The organism is Actinomadura sp. NPDC000600 (assembly GCF_040492135.1).
Taxonomy (GTDB): domain Bacteria; phylum Actinomycetota; class Actinomycetes; order Streptosporangiales; family Streptosporangiaceae; genus Spirillospora.
The window spans coordinates 173,133-194,632 of sequence record NZ_JBEUPD010000004.1; the positions used below are offsets into that span (position 1 = coordinate 173,133).

Annotated in this window: 16 protein-coding genes; 12 read left to right on the forward strand and 4 right to left on the reverse strand. The window is 74.5% G+C overall.

All coding sequences use genetic code 11. From position 1 onward, the window contains the following. Positions 1–16: 16 nt before the first annotated feature. Positions 17–1,225, reverse strand: coding sequence for an MFS transporter (locus tag ABWI07_RS07985; RefSeq protein ID WP_353818061.1), 1,209 nt, complete (start codon positions 1,223–1,225; stop codon positions 17–19). Positions 1,226–1,348: 123 nt separating this feature from the next. Here ABWI07_RS07985 and ABWI07_RS07990 point away from each other — a divergent pair, with 123 nt between their 5' ends. The 3 genes from ABWI07_RS07990 to bla all read left to right on the forward strand — a co-directional run bounded on the left by ABWI07_RS07990 (position 1,349) and on the right by bla (position 4,522). Then, on the forward strand, positions 1,349–2,362 hold the full coding sequence (locus ABWI07_RS07990; RefSeq protein ID WP_353818062.1) for a LacI family DNA-binding transcriptional regulator: 1,014 nt from the start codon (positions 1,349–1,351) through the stop codon (positions 2,360–2,362). A 65-nt stretch (positions 2,363–2,427) separates the two neighbouring features. Further along, on the forward strand, positions 2,428–3,462 hold the full coding sequence (locus ABWI07_RS07995; protein ID WP_353818063.1) for a magnesium transporter CorA family protein: 1,035 nt from the start codon (positions 2,428–2,430) through the stop codon (positions 3,460–3,462). A gap of 106 nt (positions 3,463–3,568) precedes the next feature. After that, positions 3,569–4,522, forward strand: a complete 954-nt coding sequence (gene bla / locus ABWI07_RS08000) for a class A beta-lactamase (protein WP_149260995.1) — start codon at positions 3,569–3,571, stop codon at positions 4,520–4,522. Between the two features lie 95 nt (positions 4,523–4,617). Here bla and ABWI07_RS08005 read toward each other — a convergent pair whose 3' ends face one another. Continuing rightward, entirely contained in the window at positions 4,618–6,267 is a 1,650-nt protein-coding gene (locus ABWI07_RS08005; protein WP_353818064.1) for a penicillin-binding transpeptidase domain-containing protein, read from the reverse strand. Between the two features lie 151 nt (positions 6,268–6,418). Between ABWI07_RS08005 and ABWI07_RS08010 the strand changes: the two genes are divergently transcribed. The 3 genes from ABWI07_RS08010 (at position 6,419) to ABWI07_RS08020 (ending at position 11,157) form a co-directional block, all read left to right on the forward strand. Next, positions 6,419–7,390 carry a LysR family transcriptional regulator gene (locus tag ABWI07_RS08010; RefSeq protein ID WP_149260997.1) on the forward strand — a complete coding sequence of 324 codons (972 nt, stop codon included), beginning with the start codon at positions 6,419–6,421 and terminating at the stop codon, positions 7,388–7,390. Further along, a complete protein-coding gene (locus ABWI07_RS08015; protein WP_353818065.1) occupies positions 7,387–8,292 on the forward strand; it encodes a serine hydrolase in 906 nt (301 codons plus the stop codon). The genes ABWI07_RS08010 and ABWI07_RS08015 overlap by 4 nt, the downstream gene beginning before the upstream one ends. Positions 8,293–8,397: 105 nt before the next feature. After that, entirely contained in the window at positions 8,398–11,157 is a 2,760-nt protein-coding gene (locus ABWI07_RS08020) for an AAA family ATPase (RefSeq protein WP_353818066.1), read from the forward strand. A gap of 45 nt (positions 11,158–11,202) precedes the next feature. On the opposite strand, the gene ABWI07_RS08025 is transcribed toward ABWI07_RS08020, so the two are convergent. Further along, a complete protein-coding gene (locus ABWI07_RS08025; protein ID WP_353818067.1) occupies positions 11,203–12,531 on the reverse strand; it encodes an amidase in 1,329 nt (442 codons plus the stop codon). A gap of 494 nt (positions 12,532–13,025) precedes the next feature. Here ABWI07_RS08025 and ABWI07_RS08030 point away from each other — a divergent pair, with 494 nt between their 5' ends. From ABWI07_RS08030 to ABWI07_RS08055, 6 genes are all read left to right on the forward strand, one after another. Further along, positions 13,026–15,386 carry a phosphoketolase family protein gene (locus ABWI07_RS08030; protein ID WP_149261001.1) on the forward strand — a complete coding sequence of 787 codons (2,361 nt, stop codon included), beginning with the start codon at positions 13,026–13,028 and terminating at the stop codon, positions 15,384–15,386. Beyond that, on the forward strand, positions 15,374–16,486 hold the full coding sequence (locus tag ABWI07_RS08035; RefSeq protein WP_375708338.1) for an acetate/propionate family kinase: 1,113 nt from the start codon (positions 15,374–15,376) through the stop codon (positions 16,484–16,486). The genes ABWI07_RS08030 and ABWI07_RS08035 overlap by 13 nt, the downstream gene beginning before the upstream one ends. Positions 16,487–16,495: 9 nt before the next feature. After that, positions 16,496–17,728, forward strand: a complete 1,233-nt coding sequence (locus tag ABWI07_RS08040) for a PP2C family protein-serine/threonine phosphatase (protein ID WP_353818068.1) — start codon at positions 16,496–16,498, stop codon at positions 17,726–17,728. Further along, positions 17,721–19,136, forward strand: a complete 1,416-nt coding sequence (locus tag ABWI07_RS08045) for an RNA polymerase subunit sigma-70 (RefSeq protein WP_353818069.1) — start codon at positions 17,721–17,723, stop codon at positions 19,134–19,136. Before ABWI07_RS08040 ends, ABWI07_RS08045 begins: the two co-directional genes overlap by 8 nt. A gap of 80 nt (positions 19,137–19,216) precedes the next feature. Continuing rightward, entirely contained in the window at positions 19,217–19,996 is a 780-nt protein-coding gene (locus ABWI07_RS08050) for an SDR family NAD(P)-dependent oxidoreductase (protein WP_353818070.1), read from the forward strand. Between the two features lie 235 nt (positions 19,997–20,231). Beyond that, positions 20,232–20,909 carry a hypothetical protein gene (locus ABWI07_RS08055; protein ID WP_353818071.1) on the forward strand — a complete coding sequence of 226 codons (678 nt, stop codon included), beginning with the start codon at positions 20,232–20,234 and terminating at the stop codon, positions 20,907–20,909. A gap of 24 nt (positions 20,910–20,933) precedes the next feature. Here ABWI07_RS08055 and ABWI07_RS08060 read toward each other — a convergent pair whose 3' ends face one another. Continuing rightward, a complete protein-coding gene (locus ABWI07_RS08060) occupies positions 20,934–21,434 on the reverse strand; it encodes an Lrp/AsnC family transcriptional regulator (RefSeq protein WP_353818072.1) in 501 nt (166 codons plus the stop codon). Positions 21,435–21,500: the final 66 nt, after the last annotated feature.

Consider the following 21,500-nt stretch of genomic DNA (forward strand, 5'->3'; position numbering starts at 1 on the left):
CGCCCGGCCGGGACCGCTAGAGCCCGGCTGCGGCGTCCACGGGGACGGCGGGGCGCGCGGCGGGGCGCAGCGTCCGCGCGCCGAGCAGGCACACGGCCAGGGCCAGGACGCCCCCGGCGCCGGCGCCCGCGAACGCTCCGGGGACGCCCGCGGCGTCCTGCCCGACGCCCGAGACGAACGAGCCGACGGAGCTGCCCGCGCCGATCGCCGCGACGATCCATGCGAACGCCTCGGTGACGGTCCCGGCCGGGGCGAGCCGGTCGACGAGCGTGAAGCTGCACGCCAGCACGGGCGCGAGGAAGACGCCGGAGGCGAACGCGATCACCGACATGAGGGGCAGGCCCGGCGCGAGGACGAGCGGGAGGTATCCGGCGGCGAGCGCGGCCAGCAGCCAGGGCAGCCGCCGGTGCGCCGCGCCCGCCCACGAGCGGGCGCCGTAGGCGATCCCGCCGGCGAGGGCGCCGCCCGCCATGCACGCCAGCAGCAGCCCGGAGGCCAGGTCGCTGCCCTGCTCCTCGGCGTAGGCGACGACGGCGACGGAGTAGACGCCGAGCGCGATCCCGGCGCAGCCGAGCGACAGCAGCAGGACCCGCAGGCCCGGGGACCGCAGCGGCCCGGCCCAGTCGGAGGCGCGCGGCGCGCCCCGCCACCTGCGCGACGGCCCCGACAATGCGACGACGAGCGTTCCGGCGATGCCGAGCGCGCCGGTGAGCAGCAGCGCGGTCTCGGTGTTCACGACGGCCGCGGCGACGACGAGCAGCGGCCCGGCGGTGAACAGCAGCTCCTGGGCGGCGGCGTCGAGCGCGTAGGCGGCGTCGACCTGCTCGGGGCCGTCCAGGACGTCGGGCCACAGCGCGCGGAGCCCGGCTTCGAGGGGCGGGGTGGCGAACCCGGCGGCGAAGACGGCGGCGACGGCCACCGGGAGCGGGTCCGCGCCGACCGCGGCGAGCAGGGCGAAACCGGCCGCGGAGGCGCAGGCGGCGGGCAGCAGGACGCGCGGCTGGCCGAACCGGTCCATGGCGCGGCCGAGGACGGGCTGCCCGGCGGCGGTGGCGAGGCCGAGGATCGCGGCGAGGGTCCCGGCGAGCGGGTAGCCGCCGTCGTCCGCGCGGACGTGCAGGACGACGGCGAGGATGCCCATCCCGTTGGGGAGCCGTCCGAGGAGGGTGCCGCCGAGCAGGCGTCCCGCGTACGGCCTCCGCAGGAAGACGACATAGCCGCGCATCGATGGCCCCCGAGATCCCGTCCTGCTTGCCGAGTCATACGTATTACTCCCGTCATACGTACCACCTCCGGGTCGTCCCGTTCTAGTCTGATTTCGTCCGACCGATCCGCCAGGGAGGCGCAGGTGCCGGCGATCAGCCGTCCCACCAGCAAGGACGTGGCTCAGGAGGCCGGGGTCTCGCAGTCCACGGTCTCGCTCGTGCTGGGCGGCAAGTGGAGCGGGCGCGTCTCCCCCGCGACCGCGCGCAGCGTGCGGAGCGCCGCGGAGCGGCTCGGCTACCGGCCCAACCAGGCGGCCCGGAACCTGCGGCTCGGCACGACCCGGACCGTCCTGCTGATGGTGCCGACCCTGACCGCGCCGTTCTTCGGCCCCGTCTACACCGGCGCGGCGCGGGTCGCCGCCCGGCACGGCTTCGGCGTCGTGGTCTCGACCTGGCCGGACGACGCCGCGGGCCCCGCCGACAGCCCGTTCGCGGCGCCGGACGAGGCGATCGACGGCATCCTCGCCAGTTCGATGGCCGTGGAGGCGCTCGGCCGGTTCCGCGGGACGCCCGCGGTGATGCTGGACAGCGGCCCGGCGGGGCGGCCCGGCGCCCCCGTCCCCACCGTCGACTTCGGCGTGGCCGACGGGATGCGGGAGATCGCGGCGCACCTCGCGGCCCTCGGCCACCGCCGGATCGGGCATGTCGCCGCCGCCGTGGACCAGTGGACGTTCCACGCCCGCGCGGACGCCCTCGCCGGCGCCGTCGCCGGCCTGCCGGGCGGTGTGCTGACCCGGTCCGCCTGCGCGATCGACGTCGCCTCGGCCAAGGGCGCCGCCACCCGGCTGCTCACCGCCCCCGACCCGCCGACCGCGCTCGTCTGCGACGACGACCTGATCGCGGCGGGCGCGTACAAGGCGGCGCGCGCGCTGGGGCTGGACGTCCCGACCGACGTGTCGGTCACCGGGTTCGACGACGTGCTGCTGGCGACGGCGCTGGAGCCCGAGCTGACCACCGTCCGGCTGCCCGCCGAGGAACTGGGCGCCCAGGGAATGGCGGCGCTGCTCGCCCTCCTCGACGGCCGCGCTCCGGCTCCCCTCGTCCTGCCCGGCGAACTCGTCCTCCGCGGGTCGACGGCGCCGCCGCGCCCCCGCTGACCGGTCCGGGGCCCGCAAGCCCACCGGACCATCATGTTTTCGAAAAGAGGGGTATAACGCCGCCCATGGAATCCCACCCGTCTGAGATCGACATCGCCGCGCATCCGGACGACCGGATCGGCTCGGCGCCGCCGCGCACGCGGGCCTGGCGCGACGGCCGCATCGAGGCGGAGGGGTTCCCCGTCGCGGAGCTCAGCGACTACCTGGAGCGCCCGGACGTCGTCGTGTGGCTCGACCTGTGCGCGCCGGGGCGCGAGGACCTGCACGTGGTCAGCGACGAACTCGGCCTCGATCCCGTGGCCGTCGAGGACGCGGTGTCCCGGCACGAGCGGGCGAAGCTCGACCGCTACCGGGGGTACGCGTTCCTCAACGTCTACGTTCCGGTGGTGACCGACGGCGAGCTGGCGATGCACGAGGTGTCGGCGTTCATCAGCGAGCGCGCCTTCGTCACGGTCCGGCAGGACTGCGGCTTCGACGTGGACGCGCTCATCCGGCGCTGGGACCAGAGCCCGGACGCCGGGCTCGGCGAGCCGAACGCGGCCTTCCTGCTCTACGGGCTCCTGGACCTGGTGGTCGACCTGCAACTGGCGGCCGTCCAGGCGCTGGACGACGAGGCCGACGCGGTCGAGGACCTGGTCTTCGACGACGCGTTCCCGGTCAAGGAGATCCAGCGGCGCAGCTACCGGCTGCGCAAGAACCTGGCCGCGCTGCGGCGGATCGCGCTGCCGATGCGGGAGGTGCTGAACACGCTGCTCCGCCGCGACCCGCGGATCGTCCCCGCGCCGCTCGTCCCCTACTTCCAGGACGTCTACGACCACACGCTGCGCGTCGGGGAGTGGACGGACGCCCTGCGCGACCTCGTCGCCGACCTGCTGGAGACGCGGCTGGCGCTGCAGGGCAACCGGATGAACGAGGTGATGAAGAAGGTCACCAGCTGGGCGGCGATCATCGCGGTGCCGACCGCCGTCACCGGGTTCTACGGACAGAACGTCCCCTATCCCGGGTTCGGCCACTACTCCGGGTTCGTCGCCAGCACGGTCATCGTCGTCGTCTGCAGCCTCGCCCTCTATGTGATCTTCAAGGTCCGCGACTGGCTCTGACCGCCGGGTCCGGCCAGGTCACGGCACGTCATATGCGTTCGCATATCGGATCCCGCGCCATATCAATATTGGACATGTCGTTCGCGGCTCTGGTCTGCTCTCCCGCATGACGACCCACAGCACCCGACACCGGCGGCTCGGCGCCGCCGCTCTCGCCCTGACGACGATCGCCGGCCTCGCCGGCTGCGGTTCCGGCACGGAGCCGGACGTGCGGACCGCGGCGCCGCGCAGCGCCACGTCCACGATCGCCGTCGATCCCGCGCAGGCGAGGGTCACCCGGCAGATCGGCCGCCTCGAGGCGACGCACCACGCGCGCATCGGCGCCTTCGCGATCGACACCGGCACCGGGCGCGCCGTGGCCCACCGGCCGGACGAGCGCTTCCCGTTCGCCTCGACGTTCAAGGCGATGGCGTGCGGCGCGGTGCTGCGCAAGGCCCGGCAGTCCGACCCCGGCCTGCTCGACCGGGTGATCCACTACACGAAGGACGACCTGGTCGAGTACTCCCCCGTCACCGAGAAGCACGTGGACACCGGCATGACCGTCGCCGACCTGTGCCACGCCGCCATCACCCAGAGCGACAACACCGCCGGGAACCTGGTGCTCAAGCAGATCGGCGGGCCCGCGGGCCTCACCGCGTTCTTCCGCTCGCTCGGCGACACGGTCAGCCGCAGCGACCGCTGGGAGACCGACCTCAACATCTGGAAGCCGGGCGAGGTGCGCGACACCACCGCGCCGCGCCCGTGGGCGGGGAACCTGCGGGCGCTCACCACCGGCGGCGCGCTCGTGCCGGCCGACCGCGAGCGGCTCGTCGACTGGATGAAGGCGACCGTCACCGGGGACAAGCGCATCCGCGCGGGGCTCCCGAACAACTGGACGGTCGGCGACAAGACCGGCACCGGCGGCACCTACGGCACCGCCAACGACATCGCGATCGCCTGGCCGCCGTCCGGCGCCCCGCTGGTCATCGTGATCACCACGAACCGGTTCGCGCCCGACGCGGCGGCCGACGACCAGGCCGTCGCCCAGACGGCGCGCGTCCTCGCCAACGCGCTCCGCTGAGCGCTCCCCGGAAGCGCTCCGAAGGCGATCGCCCCTGGTACCGGACGTCCAGGCGTCCGGTGCCAGGGGCGACGCGCGTCGCGGACAGCCGCGGGCTAGAGCGCCCGGAGGAACTTCGCGGCGATCGGAGCGGCGGCCTCGGCGCCGGTGCCGCCGCCCTCGACGATCACGGCGAAGGCGACGTCCCCGCGGTAGCCGATGAACCAGGCGTGGGTCGGCGGGTTGTCGCCCTCGCCGAACTCCGCGGTGCCGGTCTTGCCGGCGGTACCGGCCGGGAAGCCGACGCCGGACGCGGTGCCCTCGCTGACGACGGCCGGCATGAGGGCGTGCAGGGCCTTCTCCACGGCGGGCTCCAGCCGCTTCGGCGGCTCGGGCTTGCGGCCCCCGGCGTCGGCCGCCTGCGCGGCCAGGGAGGCGCCGACCAGGCGGGGCGAGCGCCAGGTGCCGTCGGCCGCGGCGGCGGCGACGCTCGCCATGTTGAGCGGGCTGGTCAGCACCTGGCCCTGCCCGAAGGACGCGGCGGCGAACGCGGTGTCGTCCTTGGTGTCCGGGAACGCGGCGCGCACGGCGGGGAGTCCCGCGATGACCGGGGCGTTGAACCCGAACTGGGCCGCGACCTGGGCGAGCCGCTTCTCGCCCAGCTTGTCCACGGCGAGGCGCGCGAACGTGGTGTTGCAGGAGTGCGCGAACGCCTCCCGGAGCGGGACCGACCCGAAGTCCTCGTGCTTGTAGTTGTGGAACGACCTGCCGCCGACCGTGGTGGTCGCCGGGCACCCCACCTTCGTCGCCGGGGACATGCCGCCCGCGACGAGCGCGGCGGCCGTGACGACCTTGAACGTCGAGCCCGGCGGGTACCGGCCCATCAGCGCGCGGTTGTAGCCGCCGGGCTGGTTCGCCACGGCGAGGATCTCGCCGGTGGAGGGGCGCAGCGCCACCATCGACGCCGGCTTGCTCGCGCTCGACACCGCCTGCCCTGCGGCGGCCTGCGTCTTCGGGTCGATGGTCGTCTTCACCGGCTCGCCCTCGGCGCCGCCGAACCGCTCCAGCGTCTTCACCGGGACGTCCTTGCCGTCCACGATCTGCACGGCGAGCGCGGGCTTGCCGGAGAGGCGGTGCTCGTACTGCTTCTGCAGGCCGTCCACACCGGCCGGGTCGCCCTTGCGGTAGGGAGCGCCGAGCTTGCCCGCGGCCTCGGCGGACACGGGGCCGACCTGCCCGGCGAGCTGCCGGGCGGACCCGGACGGCGAGGAGGCGAGGTCGCTGCCGTCCGCCGCGAGGACGGCGGCGCGGTCCGGCCAGGCGCGGGACGCGCGCAGCCGCTGCCCCTCCTTGAGCTCCGGGTACACGACCTGCGGCGACCAGCGCACGCGCCACTCGCCGTCCGTCTTCACCATCGGCAGCGACCCGGTGTACTTCCACTTCCGGTCCCCGGCCAGCGTCACCTCGGCGCCGTAGGACCCGCCGACCGCGTCGTCCTTGGGACGCCCCACGGAGGCGACCGTGTAGCGCTGCCCGACGGCGCCGAGGTCGTCCCGCATCCGCTTGAAGCGCGCCTCGAAGTCGGCGGGCGGCCGGTCGGTCAGCGCCTTCATGGCGGCGAAGTCGCCGCCGCTCCACGCCGCGAGATAGCGCTCGGCGGCGTCCCTCGGGTCGTCACCGTCGCGCAGGAACCACACCGCCCCCGCCCCCACGATCACGACCGCCACCGCGACCGCGGCGACGGCGAGCACACGGGATCGGCGCATCGTCCAACTCCTTCCCCCTGATCGGTCCACCGGCCGGGGCCCGCTGACGGGCGGGCGGACCGGTGGGGGCACAAGGAGACCAGGCTCTGCCCGAAAAGTCCAAGATTGATATCGCTCCGGATGAATATCCGAATTGGTATCATCGCTGCTCGTGAACCTGGTCGGGCATCTGCGGTGCTTCGTCGTCGTCGCCGAAGAACTGCACTTCGGCCGCGCGGCCGAGCGCCTCGGCATGGCGCAGCCGCCGCTGAGCCAGCGTATCCAGCGGCTGGAGAAGGAGCTCGGCGTGCGGTTGTTCGACCGGTCCAGCCGGCGGGTGCGGCTCACCCCGCCGGGCGGCCTGCTGCTGGAGGAGGCACGTGACATCCTCACCCGCGTGGACCGCATCTACTCCGTCGCCGAGCGGGCCCGGCTGGGGGAGGTCGGGACGGTGCGCGCGGCCCTGCCGAGCGACCTCGGCGGCCGGGTCGTCGCCGCGCTGATCGCCGCGTTCCGGGAACGCCGCCCGGACCTGCGGCTCGACCTGCGCGAGACGGGCACCGACGACCAGATCCGCGCGCTCGCCGAGGGCGCGCTGGACGCCGGGGTGGTGCGGCACCCGTGCGACACCCGCGGGCTGGAGCTCGGCCCGATGCTGGCGCAGCCGCTCGGCGTGCTGCTGCCCGCCGGCGACGGCGCCGCCGAGCCGGGCGCGCCCCCCGAGGTGCACCTGGCCGACCTCGGCACCCGCGAGGTCGTCGTCCCGCCGCGCGAGGAGGCGCCGGGCGCGCACGACGAGCTGCTCGCGGGCTGCCGGCGGCACGGGTACGCGCCCGCCGCCGTGCACGAGGCCCGGCATCCGGGGTTCGCGCTGGGGCTCGTCCTCGCGGGGACGGCCGTGGCGCTCGTCCCGCGCACCGACGACACCGCCGGGGCGGCGTGGCGGCCGCTGGCGGGCGAGCCGCTCGCCTGGCGGACGTCGTGCGCCTGGCGGCGGGCCCGCGACCCCGAGCACGCCCGCGCCATCGCCGACTTCACCGCCGTCGCGACCGCGGTCCTGCGCGACGAGGCCGGCATGGCGCCCCTCGACCGGCCGCCCGCCCGCCGGGTCGTCCCGCGCCCCTCCTCGGGGTTCCTGGCATGAGCGGGGCCCCCGTCAGGAGCGCGGAGGCGGCCGAGCGGATCGAGACGGCGTTCCGGTCCGCCGGGGTGACCGGCTTCCTGCACGTCGTCGACATGGACACCGGCCGGGAGGTCGCGGTCGGCGCCGACGAGCCGGTGGTGCTCGCGTCGGTGTTCAAGGTGCCGCTGCTCGTCGCGTTCCACCGGCAGGCCGCCGACGGCGTCCTCGACCCGACCGAGCAGGTGGTGCTGCGCCCCGACGACCGCACGGCCGGGCCGACCGGGGTGTCGGCGCTGCTGGACGAGGTCCGCATGTCGCTGCGCGACCTCACCTGCCTGATGATCACCGTCAGCGACAACGCCGCCGCCGACGCCGTGATGGAGCGGGTCGGCCTGGACGCCGTCAACGCGACGGCCGCCGACCTCGGGCTCCGCCGGACCGCCATCCTGGGCAACGGCCGCGAGCTGCACGAGACGCTGCTCGCCGACGCCGGGGCGGACAGCGTCGCCGAGGTGTGGGCGAGGCTGGACGAGCCGGGACTCCAGGGCCGGCTGCGCGCCCTCGACCCGCTCCGCACGAGCCGCAGCACGCCCCGCGACATGACCCGGCTGCTGTCGATGATCTGGCGGGACGAGGCGGCCCCGCCCGCCGGGTCGGCGGCGATGCGGCGCCTGCTCGGCCTCCAGGTCTGGCCGCACCGCCTGTCGTCGGGGTTCCCCTACGACGACGTCGTCGTCAGCGGCAAGACCGGCACGCTGCCGACCCTCCGCAACGAGGTGGGCGCGGTCGAGTACCCCGACGGGGCGCGCTACGCGGTGGCGGTGTTCACCAGGTCGACGCTGCCCGTCGCCGTCCTCCCGGAGGCCGACGCGGTCATCGGAACCGCCGCCCGGATCGCCGTGGAGTCGCTCCGCCGGCCTTGAGCGCGCGGTGGGACCCTTGAGTGTGCGGTGGGACACGGACGCCACGGCACCCGCTCTGGAAACATAAGCTGTACCCCTGTTTTGGACGGTATTGGGGAGTGTTCGTTGCGGCTGCCGGAGCATCTGGAGCTACTGCTCACCGACGAGCCGGTGCTCGACGTCTACTCGCACGGCCCGTGGCGCGTCCCGGACGGGCTGTTCGAGGAGATCTCGGCCCGGATCGACGGGCTGGCGGCCGACCCGCGGGCCGTGGAGCTGACCACCGACGAGCACAAGCTGCTGACGCTGCCGGCGTCGCTCGTCACCGCGGAGATCTTCGGCATGCTGGCGTTCCTGCCGGGCGGCGGCGCGATCAAGGCGGGGTCGTGGTCGCAGCTCCCCGAGCGGCTGCTGCACCGCCACCTCGTGAACCCGGGCCCGCTCAGCGACCGCATGACCCGCTGGGACGCGCCCGGCGGCCGGTGGCGCCCGCCGGTCGACTGGCTCATCGAGGCGCCCGACCGGGCCCTGGCGATCGAGCTGGCCCGCGACTGCCTGTCGGTGCTGGAGGGCATCGAGCCGCTGGAGGAGCGGCGCAAGGCGCTGCTGCGCCTCTACGACGACCCGCCGGTCTGCGACGTGAACCTGCCCAAGATGGAGCTGCGCGAGCACTGGCACGCGCACGCCGGGGACGACATCGTCGCGGCGGTGCCCGAGCTGCTCGGCCCGGTCGGCTACCTGGAGTGGGTCTGCGCGGGGCTGACCGCGTCCTACGAGCACCTGGTCGAGGCGGCTCCGCGCGAGGAGGGCATCGAGGTCCACCTGGTCCAGCTGCTCCTGCAGGGCAGCATGGACCACGTCCCCGCCGAGCTCGCGGTCGCGCTCGGCGAGGACCGCTACGGCGAGCTGCTCCAGCGGTTCACCGCGGAGCGCCGCGGGTTCAAGCCGGGCGCGTGGCAGGAGCGGACGCGGGCGTGGCTCGTCCGGGCGCTCGTCGCGGGCGCCGCCGACGCGTGCCGCGGCTGGCTCGACATGGCGATGCGGTTCGTCGCGATCGTGCAGGGCCTGCCGGGCGACCCGTGGTTCCCGAAGGCGGAGTGGATCCCGGTCGGCCAGTTCCAGACCGACCTGCGCCGCCTGTACGCGCCGCGCCGCCGCGTCGTGAACCCGCTCACCGAGACGCTGAAGAGCGTCCCCGCGGCGGGCGGCGCGGGCGCGGGGGCCGCCGCCGCGCGCTCGGAGATCGCCACGACGCTGGTCGAGCAGCCGGAGGTGACCGCGGCGCTGGACGAGCTGACCCGCGGCAGCGCGCCCGTCCGGCTGCTGATCAGCGGCCCGGACGGCACCGGCAAGCGCGACGCCGCCGAGGAGCTCGGCAGGGCGCTCGCGTTCGGCCGCGACCCGCACTGGGTCACCGACAACCTGTTCGCCGGGCAGCGCCTGTCGGACGCCGTCGCCAAGCTGCACGCCGACGCCCGCGACTGCGCCGGCGACCGGCTGCTCATCATCGAGGGCCTGGACGGCATCGTCGCCGACCCCGGCAACGGCGAGGCCCTCGCCGCCGAGCTGCACCGGCTCCTCGCCGTCCACCCCGACCTGAACGTGGTGGCGCTGTGCGACGCCGGCGGCGAGGAGCGGATCCGCGAGATCAACCCCGTCCTGCCGCAGCGGTTCCGGATCGCGCGCACCCGGCCGTTCACGGCGGCGGGCCACGCCGAGCTGTTCCGCCGCGCGCTGGACGCCCGCGGCGCCCGCGCCACCCGCCCGGCCGTCGAGGCGGCGGGCGCGCTGCTGGCCGCGACCTCGCCGATGCAGACGCTCCGCAACGCCCGCCTGGCGCCGCACCTCGCCGAGCAGGTCGTCGCCGCGGCGCGGGCCAAGCTCGACCCGGGCGCGCCGGGCGGCGAGCCGGTCATCCGCAAGCAGGACATCCCGGCCGCGCTCGACACCGCGCAGGCCGCCGGGAACCCGCTGGCCGAGCTGCGCGAGCTCACCGGCCTGGAGACCGTCAAGCACGAGATCGCGCTGCTCGTCGCGGGCACCCACGCGGCGCGGCTGCGCAGCGAGTCCGGCCTGCGGATCACGCCGCCGACCCGGCACATGGTGTTCACCGGCAACCCGGGCACCGGCAAGACGATGGTGGCCCGGCTGCTCGGCCGCATCTACAAGCGGCTCGGCGTCCTGTCGTCCGGGCACCTGGTGGAGGCGTCCCGCGCCCACCTCGTCGGCGAGTACATCGGGCAGACCGCGCCCCGGACGCGCCGGCTCGTGGAGCGCGCGGTCGGCGGCGTCCTGTTCATCGACGAGGCCTACACGCTGACGCAGTCGCCGCTGAAGGGCGACTACGGGCACGAGGCGATCGCCGAGCTGGTCAAGCTGATGGAGGACCACCGCGACGACCTCGTCGTGATCGTCGCGGGCTACGAGCAGGAGATGGCCGAGTTCCTCGCCGCCAACCCCGGCCTGGACTCCCGGTTCCCCAAGCAGATCCACTTCCCCGACTACACCGACGACGAGCTGATCACCGTGTTCCGCCAGCTCGCCGCCGCCGACGGCTTCGAGCTGGCCCCCGGCACCGAGGACGTCCTGCACACGATGCTGCGCCGCGCGCCCCGCGGCCCGTCCTTCGGCAACGGCCGCCTGATGCGCAACATGCTGGACGTGGCCGTCGCGAACCAGGCCGACCGCGTCGCCTCCGCCGCCGTCTCCTTCAGGAAGGACGCGGCGGCCGAGAACGGGGCCGCGGCCAAGAAGGGCGCCGGGGGCAAGGAGAAGGCCGGCGTCCAGGCCGCGCTCCCCACGAAGGAGGAGCTGGTCACCCTGACCGCCGACGACCTCCCCCCGCTGCTGGAGCACCCCGAGGAGTTCTTCGGCCTCTACCTGTAGGCAAGGCCCCGCCTCACTTCGAGACAGGCCTGGGCGCGGACCGGGTCAGGGGGCGAGGTGCTCGGCGGCGGCGAACAGGAGGCTCTCGCCGCCGCGGCGGGTGACGAGCTGCGCCCCGACCGGCAGCTCGACACCGCCGTCCGCCGGGACGGTCCCGGCGGGGACGGTCAGGGCGGGCAGGCCCAGCACGTTCCACGGCGAGGTGAGGCTGACCAGGAGCGCGGTGAGCGGCCCGAGCCCGACCTCGGCGGCCCCGATCCGCGGCGCGGGGATCGGCATGGTCGGCATGGCCAGCAGGTCGTAGCGGTCCAGCAGCCCGGCGATCTCCTCGGCGTACCGGTCCCGCTCGCGCAGCGCCCGGACGAGCCGCCAGCCCGGCATCCGGCCCGCCTCCTCCAGGCGGCCGAGCGTCGCCGGCTGGAACAGGCCGGGCGCCTCGGCGACGCGCTCGGCGTGCACGTCGTAGGCCTCGCTGTACTCGATCGCGAGGAACACCTGCCGGAGGCCGGCGAAGTCGATCCGCTCGGACGGCGCGTCCGGGAACAGGGCGCGGACGCGCCGCTCCACCTCGGGGTCGCACACCGGCGGCTCGATCCACGCGACGCGCCCGTACGGCGCGCCCCCGTCCGGGCCGCCGCTCGCGGACGGCCCGTCCACGCGGGAGGGGACGGCCACCGCCGGGCCGGTCAGCGCGTGGTAGGCGATGCGGCAGTCGTCGGCCGTGGCGGCGAGGACGCCCACGTGGTCGAGCGAGCGCGAGAGCGGGAACACGCCGTCCGCCGGGATGACGCCGTAGGGCGGCTTGAACCCGGCGATCCCGCAGAACGCGGACGGGATGCGCACCGACCCGCCCGTGTCCGTGCCGATGGCCAGCGGGACCGTGCCGGAGGCGACCGCGACGGCGCTGCCGCTGCTGGACCCGCCGGACATCCGCTCCCGGTCGCGGGGGTTGCGGACCGCGCCGTTCACCGACACGTCGCCGCTGCCGCCGAACGCGAACTCCTGCGTGCCGGTCTTGCCGAGGATCACGGCGCCCGCGTCCCGCAGCATCCTCACGCAGGCCGCGTCGGTCTCCGCGACGTGCCCGGCGAAGTGCCCGGACCCCATCCCGGTGGGCAGCCCGGCGACGTCGATGATGTCCTTCACCGCGACCGGGACGCCGTGCAGCGGCCCCCGGTCGACGCCGGACGCCAGCTCCTCGTCGGCCCAGCGGGCGGCGGACTCGGCGCCCTCGGCGTCCAGGGTCGTGAAGGCGTTCAGGTCCTCGTCGACCGACTCCAGCGCCCGGGCGACCAGGCCCCGCGCCGACTCCCGGCCCGAGCGCAGGTCGCGCCCGATGCCGGTCAGCGTCCGTCCGGTGAAGAACCCGCCCATTCCGCCTCCTTGCCGGTTACCTGTACCGATCTGCGTAGCATCTCAGACCGCACCGGCCCCTCCGGCCCCTCCGGCGGCCCCCGCCGGCGGGGCCGCGATCGGGCGCTCCGTCACCATTCGATCACTCATTGTCGACCGCTCGTCGCAGGCGGCCCGCCGCTTGTCGACCGCGCTCCGGGAACCGCGCACCTACGCACGGGTAGGCGGCAGGCTTCATCGCACCCAGTGGTCCCGCCGGTTCGCTGGGGGGCGGGGCGGAGGCCGGGCGCCGGCTCGCACGGCAGGCCGCCCCTGTAACCGGCGACGTTCACATCCAGGTGGGGGGAACGAGGTCACGGCCGAGCGCCGTGGCCTCGTTGTCGTTCCGGCCTTCCGGGACGTTCGGCCCTAGGCCCGCGGGCAAAGGGCTGATGGGCTCTCCATGACGGTTGAGAACCCCGTTCGTGGGGACGGGATGTCCTCAGGGCGGTCACGAGCACCCGGAGGACGCGCAAATGACCCAGTCGGTCACCCTGAGCGATGACGAACTGCGAGAGATCAACGCGTACTGGCGAGCGGCGAACTACCTGTCGGTCGGGCAGATCTACCTCCTCGACAACCCGCTGCTCCGCGAGCCCCTCGAACGGCGGGACCTCAAGCCCCGGCTCCTCGGGCACTGGGGCACCACCCCGGGGCTGAACTTCTGCTACGCGCACCTCAACCGCGTGATCAAGGCGCGCGACCTCGACATGATCTACGTCATGGGCCCGGGGCACGGCGGGCCGGCGGCGGTCGCCAACGCGTGGCTCGAAGGCACCTACAGCGAGGTGTACCCGGAGGTGTCGCAGGACGAGGCGGGCATGCGGCGGCTGTTCCGGCAGTTCTCCTTCCCCGGCGGCATCCCGAGCCACGTCGCGCCGGAGACGCCCGGCTCCATCCACGAGGGCGGCGAGCTCGGCTACTCCCTCGCCCACGCGTTCGGCGCCGCGTTCGACAACCCCGACCTCGTCGTTGCGTGCATCGTCGGGGACGGCGAGGCGGAGACGGGGCCGCTGGCGGCGAGCTGGCACTCCACCAAGTTCCTCGACCCGGTGCGCGACGGCGCCGTCCTCCCGATCCTGCACCTCAACGGCTACAAGATCGCCAACCCGACGGTGCTTGCCCGGATCCCTGAGGAGGAGCTCGTCCAGCTACTGGACGGGTACGGCTACCGGCCGGTCCTGGTGAGCGGGGACGAGCCCGCGTCGATGCACCGCAAGATGGCCGCCGCCCTCGACCAGGCCCTCGACGAGATCGCCGACATCCAGCGCGGCGCCCGCGAGGGGCGGGCGACCGAGCGGCGCCGCTGGCCCATGATCGTCCTGCGGTCCCCCAAGGGCTGGACGGGCCCGAAGGAGGTGGACGGCCTGCCGGTCGAGAACACCTGGCGGGCCCACCAGGTGCCGCTCGCCGGCGTGTGCGAGGACGCCGGGCACCGCGCGCAGCTGGAGGAGTGGCTGCGCTCCTACCGCCCGGAGGAGCTGTTCGACGAGGACGGCCGCCCGGTCGCCGCGCTGCGGGCCCTCGCGCCCGAGGGCGAGCGGCGGATGAGCGCGAACCCGCACGCCAACGGCGGGCTGCTGCTCAAGCCGCTGACGCTGCCCGACTTCCGCGAGTACGCCGTGGAGGTCGGCAAGCCCGGCACCGTCACCACCGAGCCCACCCGGCGCCTCGGGACCTTCCTGCGCGACGTCGTGCGGGCCAACCCGGACAACTTCCGGATCATGGGCGCGGACGAGACGGCGTCCAACCGGCTCGGGGACGTGTTCCAGGCCACCGACCGCGTCTTCGAGGGCGAGCTGCTGCCGACCGACGAGCACCAGTCGCCGTCCGGCCAGGTGATGGAGGTGCTGAGCGAGCACCTGTGCCAGGGCTGGCTGGAGGGCTACCTCCTCACCGGGCGGCACGGGCTTTTCAACAGCTACGAGGCGTTCGTGCACATCGTCGACGCGATGTTCAACCAGCACGCGAAGTGGCTGAAGGTCACCCGCGGCCTGCCGTGGCGGCGGCCGATCGCGTCGCTGAACTACCTGCTGTCGTCGCACGTGTGGCGGCAGGACCACAACGGCTTCACCCACCAGGACCCCGGCTTCCTCGACGTCGTGCTGAACAAGAAGCCCGAGATCGTCCGGGTGTACCTGCCGCCGGACGCGAACACGCTGCTGTCGGTCGGGGACCACTGCCTGCGCTCCCGCGACTACGTCAACGTGATCGTGGCCGGGAAGCAGCCCGCGCTGAACTGGCTGCCGATGGACGCCGCGATCGCGCACTGCACCCGCGGCATCGGCATCTGGGAGTGGGCCTCCACCGACGGCGGCGAGGACCCCGACGTGGTGCTCGCCTGCGCGGGCGACATCCCGACGCTGGAGACGCTCGCGGCCGTCGACCTGCTCCGGCAACTGTTCCCCGAACTGCGCGTCCGGGTCGTGAACGTCGTCGACCTGATGCGGCTCCAGCCGGACAGCGAGCACCCCCACGGCCTGTCGGACCGCGAGTACGACACCCTGTTCACCAGGGACAAGCCCGTCATCTTCGCCTTCCACGGCTACCCGTACCTCATCCACCGCCTCACCTACCGGCGCGCGGGCCACGGCAACCTGCACGTGCGCGGCTACAAGGAGGAGGGGACGACGACCACGCCGTTCGACATGGTCATGCTGAACGACCTGGACCGGTTCCACCTCGTCATGGACGTCATCGACCGGGTCCCGCAGCTCGGCGCCCGCGTCGCCCACATCCGGCAGCGGATGGCCGACCAGCGCCTCTTCCTGCGTTCCTACACGCGCGAGCACGGCGAGGACGCGCCCGAGGTCAGCGACTGGACGTGGCCCTACTGATGCGGGTCCTGACGGTCAACCCCGGGTCGAGCAGCCTGAAGGTGAGCCTGCTCGACGCCGACGACACGGTCCTCGCCGAGGACTCCGGCGGCGGCCACGAGATGGCCGGGCTGGTCGCGGACATGCCCCGGCCGGACGCCATCGGCGTCCGGTTCGTCCACGGCGGTACCGACTTCACCGAACCGGTGCGCGTCGACGGGAAGGCCGCCGAGCGGCTCCGCGAGCTCGCCGACCTCGCGCCGCTGCACCAGCCCGCCTCCCTGCACGCCCTGGACGAGATCACCGGCGTGCTGCCGGACGTCCCGGCCGTGGCGTGCTTCGACACCGCGTTCCACGCCACGCTGCCGGAGGCGGCCGCGGCCTACGCGCTCCCCCGGGAGTGGGTCGAACGGTTCGGCCTGCGCCGCTACGGCTTCCACGGCCTGTCGTTCTCCTATGCCGTGCGGCGCGCCGCCGAGATGCTCGGCACGGACCCGGCCGCGCCGCGGATGGTGGTGTGCCACCTGGGGGCCGGCGCGTCCCTGTGCGCGGTGGCCGGAGGCCGGTCGGTCGACACCACGATGGGGTTCACGCCGCTCGAAGGGCTGGTCATGGCGTCCCGGGCAGGAAGCATCGACCCCGGCATCCCGCTGTGGCTGATCAAGCACGGGGTGCCGGCGGCGGAGGTGGGCGACGCGCTCGAACGCAGCTCCGGGCTGCGCGGCCTGACCGGCACCGGCGACATGCGGCGGGTCCGCGAGCGGGCCGCCGAGGGCGACCCGGCCGCCCTCGGCGGCCTCGACGTCTACCACCACCGCCTCCGCGCCTGCGCCGCCGCGATGACCGCCTCCCTCGGCGGGCTCGACGTGCTCGTCTTCACCGGCGGGATCGGCGAGCACGATCCGGCGGTCCGCGCGCGGCTGGCCGAGGACCTCGCGTACCTCGGGACCTCCGTCGACCCCGGCCGCAACGCCGCCGCGGACGGCGACACCGACGTCACCGCGGACGGCGCCGCCGTCCGGACGCTCGTGGTGGCGGCCCGCGAGGACCTGGAGATCGCCGACGGTGTCCGGAGGTGCCTCGGGAACGATTCCTGCCAGGACCGGCGGGTTAGTACATAAGGTGTGAAGGTGGAGAAGACGGCGGGCGCTACGGAGGGCGCGAACCGCAGGCTGGCGAACATCCAGGCGATCACCGACGAGGCGTTCGCCCAGATGGACGTGGACGAACTGCTCGACACCCTCCTCGACCGCGTCCGCGCCGTCCTCGGCGTGGACACCGCCGTCGTCCTGCTCCTGGACCGCGAGGAGCGCTTCCTCGTGGCGACCGCCGCGAAGGGCATCGAGGAGGAGGTCGCCCAGGCCGCCCACGTCCCGGTCGGCGAGGGGTTCGCGGGGCGCGTCGCCGCCGAGCGCCGGCCGGTCTACATCCCGGACGTCCCGAGCGCCGGCGTGTTCAACCCGCTGCTCGTCGAGCGGGGCCTGCGGTCGCTGCTGGGCGTCCCGCTCGTCGGCGCCGGAAGGCTGGTCGGCGTCATGCACGTCGGGACGCTCGCCCACCGCCGGTTCACCTCCGAGGAGACCGAGTTCCTCCAGCTCGCGGGCTCCCGCGCCGCGCAGGCGGTGCAGTCCGTGCTCAGCCGCTCCGAACACGCCGGCGCGCTGGAGCTGCAGCGCAGCCTGATCCCGGCCGCGCCGCCGGACGTCCCCGGGTTCGAGATGGCCGCCCGCTACCGTCCCGGCAAGGCGATCGTCGGCGGGGACTGGTACGACGTGTTCACGCTCCCGTCCGGGGAGATCGGCATCGTGATCGGGGACGTGGCGGGCAACGGGCTCCCGGCGGCCGTCGTCATGGGCCGGATGCGCAGCGCGCTGCGCGCGTACGCGCTCGACAACGACGATCCGGCCGAGGTGCTGCGCAAGCTCAACCGGAAGATGCTGTACTTCGAGCCCGAGGCGACGGCGACCGTGCTGTACGCGGTCGCCGACCGCGGCGGAGGCCGGATCCGGCTGTCGTCGGCCGGCCACCCTCCCCCCGTCCTCGCGCCGCCGGACGGCCCGGCGGAGCCCGTGGACATGAAGTTCGACGTCCTGATCGGCCTGGGCGAGGACATCCCCCGGCGGACCAAGACCATCGACGTCCCGCCGGGCGCCCTGCTCTGCTTCTACACCGACGGCCTCATCGAGCGGCGGGACGACTCGATCCTCAACGGCGTCGCCCGGCTGTGCCAGGCGGTCCACGCAGGTCCGCCGGAGGCGGTCGGCGCGGCGGTGATGTCGGCGCTGATCGGCCGCGAGGCGGCGCCGGACGACGTCGCCCTCCTGGTCGTGCGCCGCGTCGCGCAGGACGACCGGGATGACTGACACGGCGCCGGGCCGCGCGTGCCGTTCCTGCGGCAAGCCCATGCCGCCCGCGGCCGGGAGGCCGGGGCGCGCGTCGCTGTACTGCTCGGCCGCGTGCCGGCAGAAGGCGTACCGGACGCGGCGGGCCGGGGGCGAGGCCGTCCACGAGCTGATCTCCGACATCGAACGCCAGGTGCGCGGCCTCACCCCCGAAGCGCCCGGGCCGTTCTACACCGGCGTCCAGTCGCTGGCGTCCTCGGTCGGACGGCTGCGCCGCATCGCCCGGGTGGCCCGGGACGCGGCGGGAACCGTAACGCCGGAACGCGTGACGCAAACCCACGCGGCGCCGGGCCCCGCACGGCGGGAATCCGTAACGGACGCCTCCGTGACGGAATCAGGCGTAACGCAACCGGGCGCGACGGAACCGGACGAGGCGGCGGAGTCGGAGGAGGCGGCCGTCCTCCGGGAGGGCGACGAGTGGGCCTTCGCCGGGCTGGTCGAGCGGTACCGGCACGAACTCCAGGTGCACTGCTACCGGATGGTCGGCTCCTACGACGACTCCGAGGACCTCGTCCAGGAGACGCTGCTCAAGGCGTGGAAGAACCGCGACGGCTTCGCGGGGCGCTCCAGCCTCCGCGCCTGGCTCTACAAGATCGCCACGAACACGGCGCTGGACTTCCTGCGCCGGGACGAGCGCCGTCCCCGGCGCTACGGCCCCTCGCCGGTCCCGCCCACCGACGGGGTGGAGGCGTCGCCGTTCCTCCCCTGGTTGCAGCCGTTCCCGGACGCGGAGCCCGAGGCGGCGGCCGAGTCGTCGGAGACGATGGAGCTGGCGTTCCTCGCCGCGATCCAGCATCTGCCGCCCCGGCAGCGCGCCGTGCTGATCATGCGGGACTTCCTCGGCTGGCCCGCCGCCGACACCGCGACCGCCCTCGACATGACCCTGGCCTCGGTGAACAGCGCCCTCCAGCGGGCCCGCCCCGCCCTGCGCGAGCGCCTCCCCCGGCGGCGCGAGCGGTGGGCGCGCGGCGCCGACCCGTCCGAGGCGGAGAAGGACCTGCTCGCGCGCTACATGAAGGCCGCCGTGGAGGGCGACACCGCCGCGATGGCGGCCATGCTCCGCGACGACGTGCGGATCACCATGCCGCCCAACCCGCTCTGGTTCGGCGGCCGCGAGGCGATCATCGGCATGCTCCGCCAGACGTTCGACCCGGCCTCCCCCGCCTACATCGGCCGCTGGCGCCACCTCCCGACCCGCGCCAACGGGCAGCCGGCGGTCGCCGGTTACGTCCAGCGCCCCGGCACCAGCGTCTACCGCGCCCAGGTCCTGGACGTCCTGCGCGTGGAGGACGGCCTGATCGCCGAGATCACCTCCTTCGAGCCCCACCTGTTCCCCGCCTTCGGCCTCCCGCTCACCCTGGCGCCCTGACCTTCCCGCCCGGCCCGCGATGATTTCTCAGCCGGGGTACGTCTCAATATCCGTTCGCCCTACAGGAACGGAGCAAGGACATGCTGGAGAACAAGAACGCGATCATCTACGGCGGCGGCGGCGCGATCGGCGGCGCGGTGGCCCGGACGTTTGCCCGGCACGGCGCGACCGTCCACCTGGCCGGCCGGACCCGCGCGAGCCTGGAGGCGGTCGCGGCCGGCATCGCCGCCGCGGGCGGCCGTGCCGAGGCCGCCGTGGTGGACGCGCTGGACGAGAAGGGCGTCGAGGAGCACGCCCGCCGCGTCGTGGAGGAGGCCGGGAGCCTGGACGTGTCGCTCAACCTCGTCTCGCGCGGCGACGTCCACGGGACCCCGTTGACCGCCGTGCCGGCCGAGGACTTCCTGCGCCCCGTCACCACGGGCATCACCGCGAACTTCCTCACCGCCCGGACCGCCGCGCGGCACATGTCCGAGCAGGGCTCGGGCGTGATCCTCGCGCTGAACAGCGGCTCGGCCAAGGGCAGCCCGATGATGGGCGGCACCGGCCCGGCGGACGCCGCGATCGACGCCCTCGTCCGGAACCTGGCGCAGGAGTGCGGCCCGAGCGGCGTCCGCGTCGTCGGGATCTGGACGGCCGGGCTCCCCGAGACGATGACGCGGGAGAAGCTCGCCCTGCACGGCGCCGACCTGGACGAGGCCGCCTTCGAGGGGCTGCTGACGCGGCTGGCCGAGATGCGGATGCTGCGCCGCTCCCCCACGCTCGCCCAGATCGCCGACACCGCCGCCTTCCTCGCCTCGGACGGCGCCGCCGCGATCACCGCGACGTTCGTCAACGCGACGGCGGGCATCTTCACCGACTGAACGGCGCCGCTCAGTCGGGCGGGGGGTGTGGGGGGTCGCCCCCCACATTGACACTGCCGACTGAACGGCACGCTGCCGACTGGCCAGGAGTTCCGCCCGGTCGCGGAACCTCGGCGTCGGCGGGAGCGTCCGAGCGGGCGTTCGGAGAGGTGAGGGGGCGGCGGTGGCGGGCGTTCGGCGGGTGGTTCTTGGTCGGCGATGGCTTCTGGGCGCGATCCTGGCGGGGGCGGTTGCAGTGGCGGGAGCGGTCGCGACAGCAGTGGTCGTCCTCGCCGAGCCCGCGCGGCCTCGGGGGTGCGGGTGCGCGCTGCCGCCGGACACCAGCGGGATCAGCGGGGTGCCGCGCGAGTGGCAGGCCGCCATGGCCCGGCGCGACGCCGGGACGGCCTGGCGGTTGCTGACGCCTGAGGCGCAGCGGCGGTACGGCTCGGTGAAGGATCTGCGCGGCGCGCTCCCTCGGCTCGCCCCGGATTCCCATGGGTCCGCGGGGTGGAGGCTCGTCCGCCAGGTCACGCAGGGGCGCGGCACGCCCAGCCGGTTCCTCTACCTGCTCGTCGAGAAGCGGAGCCTGCGGCCGGCCGGAGCCGTCGTCGTCCACTCCATGGCGGACGGCTCCGCCGATGGGCGGGTCGATCCCGCGCCCGCCGCAACCGTCCGCATCCTGGAACCGGCCGCGCGGGCCACCGTGGACGCGCGCCCGCGCCTGCGTGCTGCGACCGGGAGTCCTCCCGCGTACGTGGTCGTGCGGCGGGACGGTGAGACCCTCGGTGCCGTGGGATCCATCCGTGGCGCGGACGGGTGGGACACACCGTTCCACAAGGCGCTCAAGCCCGGGCCCGCGCTGATCGTCGCGGTCGATGCGGACGGCGGCGGGCGCCTCTCGTACGGAGGCGTCCGCGTCACGATCCGCTGACCCGGACCGGGGCCGCCGGTGCCGTCAGTCGGCCGGTTTGCGGGCCTTCGCGCGGGCGCGCTTCTCCTCGTCCTCCAGGAGGGGGGCGATGCGGAAGGGGACCTGGTGGGTCAGGACGATCGAGGTGGTGCTGCGGCGGACGCCGGGGCAGGCGAGGATCGAGTCGATGACCTCGTGGAGCTGCTTGCCGTTGGGCGCGACGGCGCGGACGAGGAGGTCGCCCTGGCCGGTGATCCCGAGGACCTCCAGCACGCGCGGGATCGCGGAGAGCGCGACGGCGGCCTCGCGCAGCCTTCCCTGGGCGACCTCCAGGGTGACGAAGGCCGTCAGTTCGAAGCCGATGGCGCCGAGGTCGACCTCGCGGCCGCGGTGGCCGATGACGCCCTCGCGTTCGAGGCGCTCCACGCGGGCGTGCGCGGTGTTGCGGGCGATGCCGAGCTTGGCGGCCAGTTCCGTGACGCCGATGCGGGGCTGCTCGACGAGGCGGCGGAGGATCTGCAGGTCGAGGAGAGTGGTACGGGTCACAACGCTCAGCTCCGGCGGGTAACTCGGTTCTGACTTGAGCAATCTGCTCAAGTATCGTCCCACCAT

Excerpts from the sequence above, each read along its gene's own strand:
- ABWI07_RS07985 (WP_353818061.1), bottom strand. The coding sequence starts at position 1,225 with ATGCGCGGCTATGTCGTCTTCCTGCGGAGGCCGTACGCGGGACGCCTG.
- ABWI07_RS07995 (WP_353818063.1), top strand. The coding sequence starts at position 2,428 with ATGGAATCCCACCCGTCTGAGATCGACATCGCCGCGCATCCGGACGAC.
- bla (WP_149260995.1), top strand. The coding sequence starts at position 3,569 with ATGACGACCCACAGCACCCGACACCGGCGGCTCGGCGCCGCCGCTCTC.
- ABWI07_RS08005 (WP_353818064.1), bottom strand. The coding sequence starts at position 6,267 with ATGCGCCGATCCCGTGTGCTCGCCGTCGCCGCGGTCGCGGTGGCGGTC.
- ABWI07_RS08015 (WP_353818065.1), top strand. The coding sequence starts at position 7,387 with ATGAGCGGGGCCCCCGTCAGGAGCGCGGAGGCGGCCGAGCGGATCGAG.
- ABWI07_RS08025 (WP_353818067.1), bottom strand. The coding sequence starts at position 12,531 with ATGGGCGGGTTCTTCACCGGACGGACGCTGACCGGCATCGGGCGCGAC.
- ABWI07_RS08030 (WP_149261001.1), top strand. The coding sequence starts at position 13,026 with ATGACCCAGTCGGTCACCCTGAGCGATGACGAACTGCGAGAGATCAAC.
- ABWI07_RS08045 (WP_353818069.1), top strand. The coding sequence starts at position 17,721 with ATGACTGACACGGCGCCGGGCCGCGCGTGCCGTTCCTGCGGCAAGCCC.
- ABWI07_RS08050 (WP_353818070.1), top strand. The coding sequence starts at position 19,217 with ATGCTGGAGAACAAGAACGCGATCATCTACGGCGGCGGCGGCGCGATC.